Below are 13,159 nucleotides of genomic sequence, written 5' to 3'. Positions count from 1 at the left end.
TCACTGACCTCATCTGGAGTGACGAATGCGAGCCCTCTTCGTCGGTGGCGCGGTGGACAACAGCGAACTGGACATGGACGGCGCACAGCCGCCCACGCACTACCCTCCGAACACCGGCGGTGGATCACCGCGATACACGCTGCACCACGTGGGCCAGCGCAACGGGTCCATTGCCTACGCGGTCTATGCCGCGCCCAACCTGGCGGATTCGGAAGTGGAACGCGTCGCGAACGAACGCGACTACGCCCGCCGGTTCGAAGCGACGCCGCAAGCCGCGCGTTGAATGTCCGGAACGGAAACGCCCGCGCTCAATGCGCGGGCGTGATCCGCCAGATCGTGTTGCCGACGTCGTCGGCTACCAGCACCGCCCCATCCTTCGCCACGACCACGCCCACCGGGCGACCGCGCGCGTTGCCTTGTGCATCGAGGAAGCCCGTGAGCACGTCCTCCTCCGCGCCCGCGGGCTTGCCGTTGGCGAACGGCACGAAGATCACTTTGTAGCCGCTCTGCGGATCGCGGTTCCAGGAGCCGTGCAAGCCGACGAAGGCGCCGTCGCGGTAATGCGCAGGCAACGCGGTGCCGGTGTAGAACGCCAGGCCCAGCGATGCAACGTGCGGGCCCAGTGCGTAATCCGGTGCGATCGCTTTGGCCACCATGTCGGGACGCGCCGGTTCCACCCGCGTGTCGACGTGCGCACCGTAATAACTCCACGGCCAGCCGTAGAACGCGCCGTCCTGCACCGACGTCAGGTAATCGGGTACGAGGTCGCTGCCCAGTTCGTCGCGTTCGTTGACGACGACCCACAACGCCTTCGTTTGCGGATTCCAGTCCAGGCCGACCGGATTGCGCAGCCCGCTGGCGAACACGCGGCCCTTGCCGGTGCCAAGGTCGATCTCGTGGATCGCGGCGCGTTCGAACTCGATGTCCATGCCGTGTTCGGCGGCGTTGCTGTTGGAGCCCACGCCGACATAGAGCTTCGTGCCGTCCGCGTTGGCGAGCAGGCTCTTGGTCCAGTGGTGGTTGCGTGGCGCGCCCGGCAGGTCGGCGAGTTTCACCGGCGTGGCGGTGATCGTCGTTTCGCCCGCCTTGTACGGCACGTGCACGATCGAATCGGCGTTCGCGACATAGAACGTGCCGCCGACGAGCGCCATGCCGAACGGCGAGGTGAGGTGCTGCAGGAACGTCGTCTTCGTTTCCGCCACGCCGTCGCCATCGGTGTCGCGCAACAGCGAAATGCGCTCGGGGCTCGGCACCGCGGCGCCGGCTTTTTCGAACGCCTGGTTCATCAGGGCATCGCGGATCGGATTGCCGGAGGGATCCTCCGTCGCGGGGCGATTGGTTTCCGCCACCAGCACGTCGCCGTTGGGCAGCACGTACAGCCAGCGCGGATGGGTCAGGCCCGTCGCGAAGGCCTGCACCTGCAGGCCCTGGGCGGCCGTCGGCATCGTCCCGGCCGGCCAGCCCGTCGCGGGCGCGATCTTCACGGTGGGCACCAGGGCCTTGTCGGGGGCCGGGATCACCGGCGTCGGGCCGCTGGTCTGCGCCGTGGTGAGCTTCGCGCTGGGCGCGCAGGCCGCGGCCAGCAGCGCCGCGATGGCGACCGAAAGCCCCGAAAACGCCAACCGCATCCGCATGTCCCGCTCCCTCTCCGCGTCGGGGGCGAGCCTGGAACGGAAACCGTGAGAGCAACGCGAATGGAGCCGGCCCCCCCGGCCCGGGGCGTGTGAATTCGAAAAATGTGACGTCGTCCGCACTGCCAGACCCGGGCCCGGGCAGAGACTGGCCACCGTTCAGACGGGACCAGCCCGCCTGGCACCAGGGGATCACCGCCATGTCCGCCATGCCGCAAGACGCTTTCGAAACGACCTATGTCGCCCCGACGCGCGAAGAGCGCCAGGAAGCCGCCACGCAGTGGGTCGTCGCCGTCGTCATGATCGTCGCCGCCACGCTGGCCTGGACCGCGCTGACGTAAGCGCGGTTCGCGGCGCTCAACCGGTCGCCGATGCGCGGGCCTGGAGCCCGCGCCCTGCTTCGCCCGACAACACCGACGACGCCGGCTGCGCCTGCCCGATCAGGTATCCCTGCGCATAGCGCACGCCCAGCGCACGCAGGCGCTGCAGTTGATCGTGCGTCTCCACCCCTTCCACCACCACGTACGCGCCGATGCCGTGCGCCATCGCGACGATCGCGTTGACGATCGCCATCGCGCGCGGTGAATCGAACATGTGGCGCGCGAACGCCTGGTCGACCTTGATGAATTCGAAGTCGAGCTTGTGCAGGTGCGTGAGGTTGGAATAGCCGGTGCCGAAATCGTCGAGCGCGAACGGGATGCCGTGTTCGCGGCAATGCGCCATGACGGCCGCGACCGGCGTGTAGTCGAGCATGCGGCTCTCGGTGATCTCCAGCTTCAGCGCACCGGGCGGCAAGTGCGCGCGTTGCGTGCGCGCGACGATCTGGCTCGCCATTCCCGGTTCCACCAATTGCCGCGCCGACAGGTTGACCGCGATGCTCGGCAGCGGCGTGGTGCCGGCGTCGCGCAGCGCCGTCAGCACTTCCAGCACGCGATCGAGCACGTATTCGCCCACCGGCACGATCAGCGAGGTCTCTTCGGCGAGCTTGATGAATTCCGCCGGCGACACCGCGCCGCGATCCGGCAACTGCCAGCGCACGAGCGCCTCGTACCCGCTGACGCGGCCTTCGGCGATGTCGTAGATCGGCTGGTAGCGCACGTCGAGCGTGTGGTTGTCGATCGCATCGCGCAGGCGCGCTTCGAGGCGGATCTTGTCCAGGCCCGCGCGCTCGTCGCGCGACTCGCTGACCATGTCTTCGGGCGGCACCACGTGGTCGGCCGGCAGGCTGGCGAGGATGCTGCGCGTGCGGCGCAGCAGGCTGAGCACGAGCGTGCGGACGATCGAATCGCCGCTTTCCAGGCGTTCGAGGAACTGGTCGTGGTCGATCGCCAGCAATTGCGTCGGTCCGCGCGCGGTGGCGGTGGCGCTGCGCGGCTGCCCATCGAGCATGCCGAGCTCGCCGATCAGTTCGCCCGGGCCCAGCGTGGCGTGCACGATCGTGCGGCGGCCTTGTTCGCTGTGGAGTTCGACCGCGCCGCGTTCGATCAGCCACGCGCAATCGGACGGATCGCCCTGGCGATACAGCACTTCGCCGGAAAACAGTTCGCGGATCACGTTGCCCATGTCATCCCCCCGAAAGACATGCGGATTGAATGCTAGGGAACGCAGGTTGCGCCGCGGACCGGCCGGCTGCAACGCAAAAGGGCGGCCCGGAGGCCGCCCCTTGGTGCAACGATTGGAGCGCGTTGCTTACTTGACGCGAGCGGTCGAACCGGCGCGCACGGCGACGCCCTTCGGCGTCTCGGCGGTGCCGTCGGCGTGCGTGACGCTGACCACGTACTCGCCCAGCGGCACGGAACGCAGCTGGTACTTGCCGTCCTTCTCGATCTTCAGCTCGCGGTGGAAACCGGTGCCGGTGCCCGTGACCAGGACGGTGTCGCCGGTGACGGCGGTGCCGGCGATGTTGCCCGACGCCTGCTGCGCGTTGGCGCCGAAGGCCACCAGGGCGGTGGCGGCGAAGGCGAAGGCGATGCGCTTGATGCTGTTCGACATGGTGTGCGTGGTCTCGTGGGGTGTGTGCGGCGCGCAGTCTAGGAGCGGGTATTCGCCGCTGCCCGTGCCGAAGGTCACCAGATCCAACGTCAGGTCACGTGTTGTTCGGGATGCTGCGTCCCGCGCGTGGCAGGCGCGCGACGGTGGTGCCCTGTGGCAGGGCGTCGGGCCCGAAGCGCCGTTCTGCGAACACGATCACATCTTCGTCCACCAGCACCACCGTGCTGCACCGCGTGCCGTAACGCGCGCCGCGCACGAAGGGCGGCGACAGCACGCGTTCGAGGTCCAGGCCCACGCCGGTGTCGGGCAGGCGCGCGTCGGGCGCGGGCGTGGTGTCGGCGAGCGCGTCGAACAACGACGCCAGCTGCGCTTCGTCCACCGGCGCATCGGTGGCTTGCGCCAGCCATTGTTCCAGCGCATGCGTGGCGCGCCCGCTCTTCGGCCACGGCGCATCGAACGCGCCGTTCGACATCGCATGTACGCCTTCGGTCACGGCGTGACTGGCGTGGGCCGGATGGTTGGTGGCGAACGCGAGCGCGTCGCCGTCCCAGCACAACAGGTTGTAGCGACCGAAGCGCGGGGCGTCCGGTGCGAGCGATGCCATGTATGCGTCGGCGGTCATGTTGCCGGTCGCGAATCCGCGCACCAGCGTGCCGCGCGACAACGGCGCCACTTCGGGATCGCCGCCCACGCGCACGTTGGTCACTGCGGCGAGGCGCCCGCGCGTGGACGCGAGCAACCAGCTTCCCCCGTGTTCGAGATCGCGTCCGCCGAACACGTCGGCGTGCTCCGGATCCGGCCCCGCCGGCGCCGTGGGCCGCCCGTGGAATTCGTCGCGGTTGGCGATGAGCGCCAGCCGATACCGCGGATGCGCACGCCAGGCGACGGCGATCAGGCACATGTCAGGCGCCCGCTTCCTGCGGCGCGGGTTGCGGTACCTGCGCGGCTTCGCGCAGTTCTTCCATGCGCTCCTGCTGCTGCAGCTTCCACATCGCCGCGTACACGCCCTGCCGCGCGATGAGGTCCAGGTGCGTGCCGCGCTCGACGATGCGCCCGGCATCCATCACCAGGATTTCGTCCGCGCCCATCACGGTGGACAGGCGATGCGCGATGGTCAGCGTGGTGCGGCCCAATGCGATGCGGTCCAGTTCGCCCTGGATCGCCTGCTCCGAGCGCGTATCCAGCGCCGACGTCGCCTCGTCGAAGATCAGGATCGCCGGGTTCTTGAGCAGCGCGCGCGCGATGGCGACGCGTTGCTTCTCGCCGCCGGAAAGCTTCAGCCCGCGCTCGCCCACTTCCGTGTCGTAACCATCCGGCAGGGCCGCGATCTGTTCGTGGATGTGCGCGGCGCGCGCGGCGTGCTCGACTTCTTCGCGCGTGGCGCCGGGGCGGCCGTACTCGATGTTGTAGTAGATGGTGTCGTTGAACAGCACCGTGTCCTGCGGGACGATCGCGATCGTGGCGCGCACCGAGTGCTGCGTGTAGTCGCGGATGTCGTGCTCGGTGCCGCTGGCGTCGGTGATCGTGATGCGGCCGCCGTCGATGTCGTAGAAGCGGTACAGCAAGCGCGCCAGCGTGGACTTGCCCGACCCCGAATGCCCGACCACCGCCACGGTGGCGCCCGGCGCGATCGTGAAGTCGACATCGCGCAGGATCTGCCGGCGCGGGTCGTAGGCGAACCGCACGGCTTCGAAGCGCACCTGCGGCTGCGTGGCATGCAGCGGCACCGCGCCGGGGCGGTCCTGCACGTCCTGGCGCTCGTCCAGCAGGCCGAACAGGCGTTCCAGGTTGGTCATCGCCTGCTTCACCTCGCGATACATCATGCCGAGCATGTTCAGCGGCGCGGACAGCTGCAGCAGGTAGGCGTTGACCAGCACCAGGTCGCCGACCGTCATCTCGCCCGACACCACGCCCGCCGCCGCGCGCCACATCATCGCGGACACGCCCAGCGCCACGATCGCGGTCTGCCCGAGGTTGAGCACCGCCAGGGTCTTGCGGCTCATCACCTGCGCGTTCTCGAGGCGCTGCAGGTTTTCGTCGTAGCGGCGCGCTTCGTGCTCTTCGTTGCCGAAGTACTTGACGGTCTCGTAGTTGAGCAACGAATCCACCGCGCGCTCGTTGGCCTTGGTGTCGGCCTCCACCGCGGCGCGGTAGTAGCGCGTGCGCCACTCGGTGATCGACACGGTGAAGGCGACGTACGCCACCAGCGTGGCGAAGGTGATCCCGACGAAGCCCCAGTCGTAGTAGTACGCGAGCACGCCGGTGACGAGCAGGATTTCGAACGCGGTGGGGACGATCGTGTAGAGCGTCCAGTCCAGCAGGTCGGAGATCGCGGTGCCGCCGCGCTCGACGTCGCGCGCCACGCCGCCCGTGCGCCGCGCCAGGTGGAAGCGCAGCGACAACGCGTGGAGATGCCGGAAGACCTGCAACGTCACGCGGCGCGACACCCGCGCCATCACGCGCGCGAACACGACCTGCCGCAGTTCGGTGAACATCGTGACCGCCACGCGCGACGCACCGTAGGCCAGCAGCAAGCCCACCGGCAGCACGATCAGCGACGGGGCGACGTTGAGCCCGTCGACCAGCCGCTTGAGCACCATCGGCACCGCCAGGTTGGCGAGCTTGCCGAGAATCACCAGCAGCAGCGCCAGGGAGATGCGGCCGGCGAAGGGCTTCAGGTACGGGACCAGCGTCGAGAGCACCTGCCAGTCGGCGCGGGTGTTGCTGGCGCGCGCGACGGGTTCGGCGCCCGCGGAGGCGTCCGGGGCGGCGACGAGGTCGTCGGACGGCGGGGCCGGGCTCGCGGGAGCCACGGGGTCGTTGGGGGTCTGCATGGGGGTCCAGATGGTGCCGCGGTGGACAGGATGCAACGCCGGGCCCACCCTGCGCGAATGACCGTGTACGTGGACGACGCCGTCACCCTGTGGCGCGACCGCCGCTGGGCGCACCTGATGGCGGACACGCTGGATGAGTTGCACGCGATGGCCGCAGCGCTGGGCATGCCCCGCCGCGCTTTCCAGGACAAGACCAGCGGCGCCCACTACGACGTGGATTCGGACCTGCGTGATCGGGCCATCGCGCTGGGCGCCGTACCGATCTCGCGCCACGCCGACCGCGCCCTAGTCCGCCGCGTCATCGCACGCGCGAAAGCACAGGGCCGCGGCGAAGCCCCTTAGACTGTGCGCCACCCTTCACCCGTCGACCGAAACGCACCATGTCCGACACGCCCCCCGATCATCTCTCCAACGATCCCCGCAGCAAGTTCTACGACGAGGCTGCGCTCGAGCGCGGCATCGGCATCAAGTTCAACGGCGTGGAACGCACCAACGTCGAGGAGTACTGCATCAGCGAAGGCTGGGTGCGCCTGCCGGTGGGCAAGTCGCTCGATCGCCGCGGCCAGCCGATGACGATGAAGATGCAGGGCAAGGTGGAAGCCTGGTATCGCAGCGGCGACGACGCGGACGCTGAACAGGTTTAACCCGCGCGGGTAAGAATTTTTCTTGGAGCGCGGACCGTGATCGCGTCCGCGACGCCAGCGTGCGCCGAATCCGTAGACTGCCGCACCCACGTGCAGGAAGCGGTTTCGATGTTGAGCGACGAACAAGCCAAGGACTACATGCACAAGCTGCTGGCGGCGATGGCCAAGGCCGGCGGCTCCGACTTGTTCATCGCGCACGACTACCCGCCGAGCATGAAGGCGCACGGGTCGATGACGCCGCTCACGCAGCAGAAGCTCACCAGCGAAGTCACCGCGTCCCTCGCCCGCTGCCTGATGAACGAGAAGCAGCGCGCCGAGTTCGCCGAGCAGATGGAGTGCAACTTCGCCATCGTGGTGCCCGGCGTGTCGCGCTTCCGCGTCAACGTGTTCGTGCAGCAGGGCAACGTGGGCATGGTGCTGCGCACGATCGCCGCGGAAATCCCGAATTTCGAAAAGCTGCGCCTCCCCGAGGTCCTGAAGGACGTCGTGATGGAGAAGCGCGGCCTGGTGCTGCTGGTCGGCGGCACGGGCTCGGGCAAGTCCACGTCGCTGGCGGCGATGATCGACCACCGCAACCGCACCTCGGCCGGCCACATCATCACGGTCGAGGATCCGGTCGAATACGCGCACGTCTCGCAGAAGTCGCTGGTCACGCACCGCGAAGTCGGCGTCGACACGCATTCGTGGCACCACGCGCTGAAGAACACCCTGCGCCAGGCGCCGGACGTGATCCTGGTCGGCGAGATCCGCGACGCGGAAACGATGGAGCACGCGATCTCCTTCGCCGAGACCGGCCACCTGTGCCTGAGCACCCTGCACGCCAACAGCGCGTCGCAGACGATGGAACGCATCATCAACTTCTTCCCGGAAGAACGCCGCACGCAGCTGCTGATGGACCTGTCGGCCAACCTGCGCGCGATCGTCTCGCAGCGCCTGGTGCGCACCGAGGACGGCAAGGGCCGCGTCGCCGCGATCGAAATCCTGCTCAACACGCCCACCATCGCCGAGAAGATCTTCAAGGGCGAGTTCAACGAGCTCAAGGGCGTGATGACCAAGTCGCGCGAACTGGGCATGCGCACGTTCGACTGGGCGTTGTTCGAGCTCTACAACGACGGGCTGATCTCGTACGAAGAAGCCATCCGCAACGCGGACTCGGCGAACGAGCTGCGCCTGAACATCAAGTTGAAGAGCAAGCGCGGCGAGCCGTCGAACGCCGCCGGGACGTCGCTGGAGCTCCACCACCAGCCCACGCCGGCGGAACTGGAAGCGATGCGCCAGGAAGAACTGCGCAAGCAGCAGTTCAAGCGCGACGAGATCGAACTGCAGCGCCTGATGGCGGCCAAGCAGGCCGCGGCGGGCTGATCAGCCGACAGGGGCGGGCGGCTGCGGGTCCACGGCCGGCGGTTGCTGCGGCGACGGCGTTTCCGGCTGCGGCACTTCCTGCGGCGCGGGTTGCGGCGGGGAGGCCGGCGTCGGATCCGGCGTCTGGTTGGGATTCGGATTGGGATTGGTCGTCTGCATGGGCCGACCGTAACGGGGCCATCGGCAGGGGCGCGTGATGCCCGGCTGGCTTACGATCCGCCGACGTCCACGGCCGGAGCGCCCATGCAATTCCTGTTGCTCGTCTACACGGATGCCGAACTGCTCGAGGCGCTGCCCGAGGGCCGGTACGACACGATGATGAAGGGCTGCTTCGAGCACGCCGACGACCTGAAGCGCGACGGGAAGCTGTTGGAGTCGCAACAGCTCGAAGACGCGAAGACCGCGCGCTCGGTGCGCATCCGCGACGGGAAGACGCGGGTGATCGATGGGCCGTTCGCGGAGACGAAGGAACTGCTCGGCGGGTTCAACCTGATCGAAGCCGACAGCATGGAGGAGGCGGTGCGCATCGCCGAATCGCTGCCGTGGGCCACGATGGGGTGCATCGAGGTGCGGCCGGTGCGCGACATCAACGCCGTGCGCACGCGCGTCGGAGCGCCTGCGTGACCGTTCGCGACGAGGCCCACGCGCTCCGCGACCTCGCCCGCCTGCGCCGCGCACGCGACCGCATGGACCGCGAGTACGCGCAGCCGCTGGACGTCGAAGCCCTGGCGCGCGACGCGCACATGTCGGCCGGGCATTTCAGCCGCCAGTTCCGCCTGGCCTACGGCGAATCGCCCTACAGCTACTTGATGACGCGCCGCATCGAGCGCGCGATGGCGCTCCTGCGCCGCGGCGACACCAGCGTCACCGATGCGTGCTTCGCCGTCGGCTGTGCGTCGCTGGGCACGTTCAGCACGCGCTTCACCGAACTGGTCGGCGTGACCCCCGGTGCCTATCGCCGCGAAGCACGGCAATCGACCGCGGGCATCCCGTCGTGCGTGGCGAAGCAGGTCACGCGACCGGTCAGGAATCGAGAAGCGCCGTCGGCGGCGCGCGGCTAGCCTGTTCGCACACCCCCCAACGAGCACGCGCCATGGACATCGCCATCCACGCCAGTTTCCTCCCGCACAACGACGCCGATGCGTCCCTTGCCTTCTATCGCGACTTGCTGGGCTTCGAGGTTCGCAACGATGTGGGCTACAAGGGGATGCGCTGGATCACGGTCGGGCCTGCCGGCCAGCCGGGCACGTCGATCGTGCTGTATCCGCCGGGCGCGAGCCCGGGCGTCACGGACGATGAGCGCCGCACCATCGCGGAGATGATGGCGAAGGGGACGTTCGCGACGATCCTGTTGGCGACGCACGATCTCGATGGGGTGTTTGCGCGGTTGCAGGCCAGCGATGCGGAGATCGTGCAGGAGCCTACGGACCAGCCTTACGGGGTGCGGGACTGTGCGGTGCGGGATCCGGCCAGCAACATGGTGCGGATACAGGCGATTGGTTGATTCCTGCAGAAGCCCGCCTGGGGTGAAGTCCGCGTCGCCCGAACCCGCGGCGGGGTAAGAATTTCTCGCCGACGTGGCGGCGAAAATTCTCACCCCACCACGGGCTGGGGCATCACCTTTCGAGCCTTTTCGATCAAGGGGCCGACCTTTACTCAGGTTCGCTGGCGTGCGTGGTGACGCACGCGCAACCCAATCACTGCTTTCGCGACAAGCAAGAGCGCTTGCGGCCTGTGGGCCGTATCAGGACTTGAGCTTGTAGCCGGTCTTGAAGATCCACCACACGCCGAACAGGCAGGCGAGCAGGAAGCCGACGATCGCGGTGGCGCTCAGGGTGACGTCGACGTCGGAGATGCCGTAGAAGCTCCAGCGCATGCCGCTCACCAGGTACACGACGGGGTTGAACAGGGTGAAGGTGCGCCAGGGTTCGGGGAGCATGTCGATGGAATAGAACGCGCCGCCCAGGAACGTCAGGGGCGTGATGATGAGCAGCGGGATCACCTGCAGGCGCTGGAAGCTGTCCGCCCAGATGCCGATGATGAAACCGAACAGGCTGAAGGTGACGGCCGTCAGCACCAGGAACGCGAGCATCCAGAACGGATGCGCGATGTGGTACGGCACGAAGGCGCGTGCGGTCACGAGGATCAGTACGCCCAGCATCAGCGACTTCGTCGCCGCCGCGCCCACGTAGCCGATGACTGCTTCGAAGTACGACACCGGCGCCGACAGCAATTCGAAGATCGTCCCGGACCACTTCGGCAAATAGATGCCGAACGAGGCGTTCGAAATGCTCTCGTTGAGCAGCGACAGCATGATCAGGCCGGGAATGATGAAAGCGCCGTAGCTCACGCCGCCCAGGTCGCCCATGCGCGAGCCGATCGCCGCGCCGAACACGATGAAGTACAGCGACGTCGACAACACCGGCGACAGGATGCTTTCGAGCATCGTGCGGAAGGTGCGCGCCATTTCGAAGCGGTAGATCGCGCGGATCGCGTGCACGTTCATGCCGGCGCCCTCACCAGGCGGACGAAGATGTCCTCGAGCGAGGTCTCGCTGGAATGCAGGTCCTTGAAGTCGATGCCCTGGTCGTGCAGCCGGCGCAGCAGCGGTGCGATGCCGGTATCGTCGGCCTGCGTGTCGAAGGAATACACCAGCGACAACCCATCCTCCGACAACGCGAGCGGCAGGTCGGCCAGCGACTCCGGCAGCTTCTCGATCGGCGACATCAGCTGGATCGCGAGCTGCTTGCTCCCGAGCTTGCGCATCAGCGTCTGCTTGTCCTCCACCAGGATCAGCTCGCCCTTGCGGATCACGCCGATGCGGTCGGCCATCTCCTCCGCTTCCTCGATGTAGTGCGTGGTGAGGATGATCGTGGTGCCGCGCTCGCGCAGGGCGCGCACCATGCGCCACATGTCGTGGCGCAGTTCGACGTCGACACCGGCGGTGGGTTCGTCGAGGAACAGGATGCTCGGTTCGTGCGCCAGCGCCTTGGCGATCAGCACGCGACGCTTCATGCCGCCGGACAGCGTCATGATCTTCGCGTCCTTCTTGTCCCACAGCGAGAGATCGCGCAGCACCTGTTCCAGGTGCGCCGGATCCGGCGCCTTGCCGAACAGGCCGCGGCTGAACTTCAGCGTCGACCACACCGTCTCGAACGTATCGGTCGAGAGTTCCTGCGGCACCAATCCGATCTTGCTGCGCGTGGCGCGGTACTCGCGCACGATGTCGTGGCCGTCGGCCAGCACGGTGCCTGAGCTCGCGTTGACGATGCCGCACACGATGCTGATGAGCGTCGTCTTGCCCGCGCCGTTGGGCCCGAGCAGCGCGAAGATCTCGCCGCGGCGGATGTCCAGGTTGACGTGCTTGAGCGCCTCGAAGCCCGAGGCGTAGGTCTTGCCGACATCGCGGATGGAGACGGCGATGTCGTTGGCGGCGTCGTGCGCGGGGTTTGGCATGCGGGGGATCCTACCCCCTCGGCGTGGACGCGGATAAGACGGCCAGGCGCGGAGGCTGCATCCCGCGTGGGGGCCAATCGCCCCGGTCAGGCGTCCTTCGGATCGGCCTCGAGCGCGATCACGCGATTGCGGCCGCGCGCCTTCGCCATGTACAGCGCGCGATCGGCGGCGGCGATGAGGTGATCGGGCGACATGGCCTTCGACGGGCGCACCGCGCTCACGCCGACGCTCACGGTGACATGCGGGGCCACCTGCGACTGCGCGTGCGGCATCGCGGCCGCTTCCACGTCGCGGCGCAGGCGTTCGCCGAGTTCCTGCGCGGCCGCCAGGTCGCGGCCCGGCAGCAGCAACACGAGTTCCTCGCCGCCGAAGCGCGCGACGAGATCGTCGGTGCCGTCGGCCAGGCGCATGCAGATGCGTGCGAGTTCGCGCAGGCATTCGTCGCCGTAGAGATGGCCGTGCGCATCGTTGAGCGGCTTGAACGCGTCGGCGTCGGCGAGTACCAGCGCCAGTTCGCGGCCCTCGCCCGCCAGCCATTCCCATTCGGCGGACAGGCGCTGGTCGAAGCAGCGGCGGTTGGCGATGCCGGTGAGGCCATCGCTCATCGAGAGTTGCTCGAGCTTGCGGTTGGCCGATTCCAGTTCGCCGACCACCCGCGCAAGGTGGATCGCGCCCGCGACTTGCCCGGCGATCGCATCGAACACCGACCGCGTTTCTTCGCTGAAGAAATCCGCGCGCGTGCTCTCGATGTTGAGCACGCCGTGCAGGCGCGTGCGGTGGCGGATCGGCACGAGGTATTCGGAGCGCACCGCGCTGTTGCCGGAGATGTAATCCGGATCGGTGTCGACGTCGTTGATCAGTTGCGCCTCGCCGGTGCGCGCGCAGCGGCCGGCGGCGCCGACGCTGACGGGCCAGCCGTGCGCGAGTTCCTGCGGGAACAACTCCACGTCCCCGGCCCAGACTTCCTGCATGAAGTGCGTGCCTTCGTCGTCGAGCAGGATGATGCTGGCGATGGCCACCGGCAGGTTGCGCACCAGGCATTCCACGATGCGGCGCAGCACGGCCTCGAGGTCTTCGCCTTCGAGGGCTTCGCGCGAAACTTCGGCCAGCAGCCCGGTGAGGCGGGCCTGCCACGCGCTCGCCCCGGCGCCCGCTGCTGCAGGCGTCGTGACCGGGTCGTGGTCGTGCTGGTTGCCGTCCCCCTCAGGACTCATGGCCGCCTCCGGGCGTGTCCGGGGCG

The 13,159-nt window shown here is 68.1% G+C and carries 17 protein-coding genes; 8 read left to right on the top strand and 9 right to left on the bottom strand.

Annotation, left to right across the window (positions count from 1 at the left end):
- The first annotated feature begins 25 nt into the window (after positions 1-25).
- Positions 26-283 (top strand): hypothetical protein, encoded by a 258-nt coding sequence (locus LYSCAS_RS07945; protein WP_213437413.1) that lies wholly within the window; start codon positions 26-28, stop codon positions 281-283.
- A 25-nt stretch (positions 284-308) separates the two neighbouring features.
- Here LYSCAS_RS07945 and LYSCAS_RS07940 read toward each other — a convergent pair whose 3' ends face one another.
- The gene (locus LYSCAS_RS07940; protein WP_213437708.1) at positions 309-1,628 is read right to left on the bottom strand and encodes a PQQ-dependent sugar dehydrogenase; all 1,320 of its coding nucleotides are present in this window, start codon (positions 1,626-1,628) and stop codon (positions 309-311) included.
- Positions 1,629-1,831: 203 nt separating this feature from the next.
- Here LYSCAS_RS07940 and LYSCAS_RS07935 point away from each other — a divergent pair, with 203 nt between their 5' ends.
- Entirely contained in the window at positions 1,832-1,972 is a 141-nt protein-coding gene (locus tag LYSCAS_RS07935) for a hypothetical protein (RefSeq protein ID WP_213437411.1), read from the top strand.
- 16 nt (positions 1,973-1,988) lie between these two features.
- Here the strand turns inward: LYSCAS_RS07935 and LYSCAS_RS07930 are convergent, their stop codons facing one another.
- The 4 genes from LYSCAS_RS07930 to LYSCAS_RS07915 form a co-directional block, all read right to left on the bottom strand.
- Positions 1,989-3,194, bottom strand: a complete 1,206-nt coding sequence (locus LYSCAS_RS07930; protein ID WP_213437409.1) for an EAL domain-containing protein — start codon at positions 3,192-3,194, stop codon at positions 1,989-1,991.
- Positions 3,195-3,320: 126 nt separating this feature from the next.
- Positions 3,321-3,623: a carboxypeptidase-like regulatory domain-containing protein gene (locus LYSCAS_RS07925; protein ID WP_213437407.1), complete on the bottom strand. Its 303-nt coding sequence runs from the start codon at positions 3,621-3,623 to the stop codon at positions 3,321-3,323.
- 94 nt (positions 3,624-3,717) lie between these two features.
- Entirely contained in the window at positions 3,718-4,524 is an 807-nt protein-coding gene (locus LYSCAS_RS07920; protein ID WP_213437405.1) for an NRDE family protein, read from the bottom strand.
- A 1-nt stretch (position 4,525) separates the two neighbouring features.
- The gene (locus LYSCAS_RS07915) at positions 4,526-6,457 is read right to left on the bottom strand and encodes an ABCB family ABC transporter ATP-binding protein/permease (RefSeq protein ID WP_213437403.1); all 1,932 of its coding nucleotides are present in this window, start codon (positions 6,455-6,457) and stop codon (positions 4,526-4,528) included.
- A 57-nt stretch (positions 6,458-6,514) separates the two neighbouring features.
- Here LYSCAS_RS07915 and LYSCAS_RS07910 point away from each other — a divergent pair, with 57 nt between their 5' ends.
- The 3 genes from LYSCAS_RS07910 to LYSCAS_RS07900 all read left to right on the top strand — a co-directional run bounded on the left by LYSCAS_RS07910 (position 6,515) and on the right by LYSCAS_RS07900 (position 8,463).
- Positions 6,515-6,799, top strand: a complete 285-nt coding sequence (locus LYSCAS_RS07910; RefSeq protein ID WP_213437401.1) for a DUF4031 domain-containing protein — start codon at positions 6,515-6,517, stop codon at positions 6,797-6,799.
- A gap of 38 nt (positions 6,800-6,837) precedes the next feature.
- Positions 6,838-7,101, top strand: coding sequence for a DUF3297 family protein (locus LYSCAS_RS07905; RefSeq protein ID WP_213437399.1), 264 nt, complete (start codon positions 6,838-6,840; stop codon positions 7,099-7,101).
- A gap of 111 nt (positions 7,102-7,212) precedes the next feature.
- On the top strand, positions 7,213-8,463 hold the full coding sequence (locus LYSCAS_RS07900) for a PilT/PilU family type 4a pilus ATPase (protein ID WP_281413195.1): 1,251 nt from the start codon (positions 7,213-7,215) through the stop codon (positions 8,461-8,463).
- Here the strand turns inward: LYSCAS_RS07900 and LYSCAS_RS07895 are convergent, their stop codons facing one another.
- Entirely contained in the window at positions 8,464-8,622 is a 159-nt protein-coding gene (locus LYSCAS_RS07895; protein ID WP_213437395.1) for a hypothetical protein, read from the bottom strand.
- Between the two features lie 84 nt (positions 8,623-8,706).
- Between LYSCAS_RS07895 and LYSCAS_RS07890 the strand changes: the two genes are divergently transcribed.
- The 3 genes from LYSCAS_RS07890 to LYSCAS_RS07880 are packed head-to-tail and all read left to right on the top strand — an operon-like array spanning position 8,707 to position 9,967.
- Positions 8,707-9,087 carry a YciI family protein gene (locus tag LYSCAS_RS07890; protein ID WP_213437393.1) on the top strand — a complete coding sequence of 127 codons (381 nt, stop codon included), beginning with the start codon at positions 8,707-8,709 and terminating at the stop codon, positions 9,085-9,087.
- Positions 9,084-9,524, top strand: coding sequence for a helix-turn-helix transcriptional regulator (locus tag LYSCAS_RS07885; protein ID WP_244858706.1), 441 nt, complete (start codon positions 9,084-9,086; stop codon positions 9,522-9,524). The genes LYSCAS_RS07890 and LYSCAS_RS07885 overlap by 4 nt, the downstream gene beginning before the upstream one ends.
- Positions 9,525-9,556: 32 nt before the next feature.
- Complete coding sequence (locus LYSCAS_RS07880; RefSeq protein ID WP_213437391.1) at positions 9,557-9,967, top strand: VOC family protein; 411 nt, start codon at positions 9,557-9,559, stop codon at positions 9,965-9,967.
- Between the two features lie 240 nt (positions 9,968-10,207).
- Here LYSCAS_RS07880 and LYSCAS_RS07875 read toward each other — a convergent pair whose 3' ends face one another.
- From LYSCAS_RS07875 to LYSCAS_RS07865, 3 genes are all read right to left on the bottom strand, one after another.
- On the bottom strand, positions 10,208-10,969 hold the full coding sequence (locus LYSCAS_RS07875) for an ABC transporter permease (RefSeq protein WP_213437389.1): 762 nt from the start codon (positions 10,967-10,969) through the stop codon (positions 10,208-10,210).
- Positions 10,966-11,919, bottom strand: a complete 954-nt coding sequence (locus LYSCAS_RS07870; RefSeq protein ID WP_213437387.1) for an ABC transporter ATP-binding protein — start codon at positions 11,917-11,919, stop codon at positions 10,966-10,968. The genes LYSCAS_RS07875 and LYSCAS_RS07870 overlap by 4 nt, the downstream gene beginning before the upstream one ends.
- 86 nt (positions 11,920-12,005) lie before the next feature.
- Positions 12,006-13,133, bottom strand: a complete 1,128-nt coding sequence (locus tag LYSCAS_RS07865; RefSeq protein ID WP_213437385.1) for a GGDEF domain-containing protein — start codon at positions 13,131-13,133, stop codon at positions 12,006-12,008.
- Between the last annotated feature and the right edge of the window lie 26 nt (positions 13,134-13,159).

The organism is Noviluteimonas caseinilytica (assembly GCF_018406605.1).
Lineage (GTDB): Bacteria > Pseudomonadota > Gammaproteobacteria > Xanthomonadales > Xanthomonadaceae > Noviluteimonas > Noviluteimonas caseinilytica.
The sequence above is the reverse complement of the archived record's forward strand: the minus strand, read 5'-3'. Positions and strand labels throughout refer to the sequence as shown.

Coding starts and splice junctions, on each gene's coding strand:
- LYSCAS_RS07945 (WP_213437413.1), top strand. CDS start 26: ATGCGAGCCCTCTTCGTCGGTGGCGCGGTGGACAACAGCGAACTGGAC.
- LYSCAS_RS07940 (WP_213437708.1), bottom strand. CDS start 1,628: ATGCGGTTGGCGTTTTCGGGGCTTTCGGTCGCCATCGCGGCGCTGCTG.
- LYSCAS_RS07935 (WP_213437411.1), top strand. CDS start 1,832: ATGTCCGCCATGCCGCAAGACGCTTTCGAAACGACCTATGTCGCCCCG.
- LYSCAS_RS07930 (WP_213437409.1), bottom strand. CDS start 3,194: ATGGGCAACGTGATCCGCGAACTGTTTTCCGGCGAAGTGCTGTATCGC.
- LYSCAS_RS07925 (WP_213437407.1), bottom strand. CDS start 3,623: ATGTCGAACAGCATCAAGCGCATCGCCTTCGCCTTCGCCGCCACCGCC.
- LYSCAS_RS07920 (WP_213437405.1), bottom strand. CDS start 4,524: ATGTGCCTGATCGCCGTCGCCTGGCGTGCGCATCCGCGGTATCGGCTG.
- LYSCAS_RS07915 (WP_213437403.1), bottom strand. CDS start 6,457: ATGCAGACCCCCAACGACCCCGTGGCTCCCGCGAGCCCGGCCCCGCCG.
- LYSCAS_RS07910 (WP_213437401.1), top strand. CDS start 6,515: ATGACCGTGTACGTGGACGACGCCGTCACCCTGTGGCGCGACCGCCGC.
- LYSCAS_RS07905 (WP_213437399.1), top strand. CDS start 6,838: ATGTCCGACACGCCCCCCGATCATCTCTCCAACGATCCCCGCAGCAAG.
- LYSCAS_RS07895 (WP_213437395.1), bottom strand. CDS start 8,622: ATGCAGACGACCAATCCCAATCCGAATCCCAACCAGACGCCGGATCCG.
- LYSCAS_RS07890 (WP_213437393.1), top strand. CDS start 8,707: ATGCAATTCCTGTTGCTCGTCTACACGGATGCCGAACTGCTCGAGGCG.
- LYSCAS_RS07880 (WP_213437391.1), top strand. CDS start 9,557: ATGGACATCGCCATCCACGCCAGTTTCCTCCCGCACAACGACGCCGAT.
- LYSCAS_RS07875 (WP_213437389.1), bottom strand. CDS start 10,969: ATGAACGTGCACGCGATCCGCGCGATCTACCGCTTCGAAATGGCGCGC.
- LYSCAS_RS07870 (WP_213437387.1), bottom strand. CDS start 11,919: ATGCCAAACCCCGCGCACGACGCCGCCAACGACATCGCCGTCTCCATC.
- LYSCAS_RS07865 (WP_213437385.1), bottom strand. CDS start 13,133: ATGAGTCCTGAGGGGGACGGCAACCAGCACGACCACGACCCGGTCACG.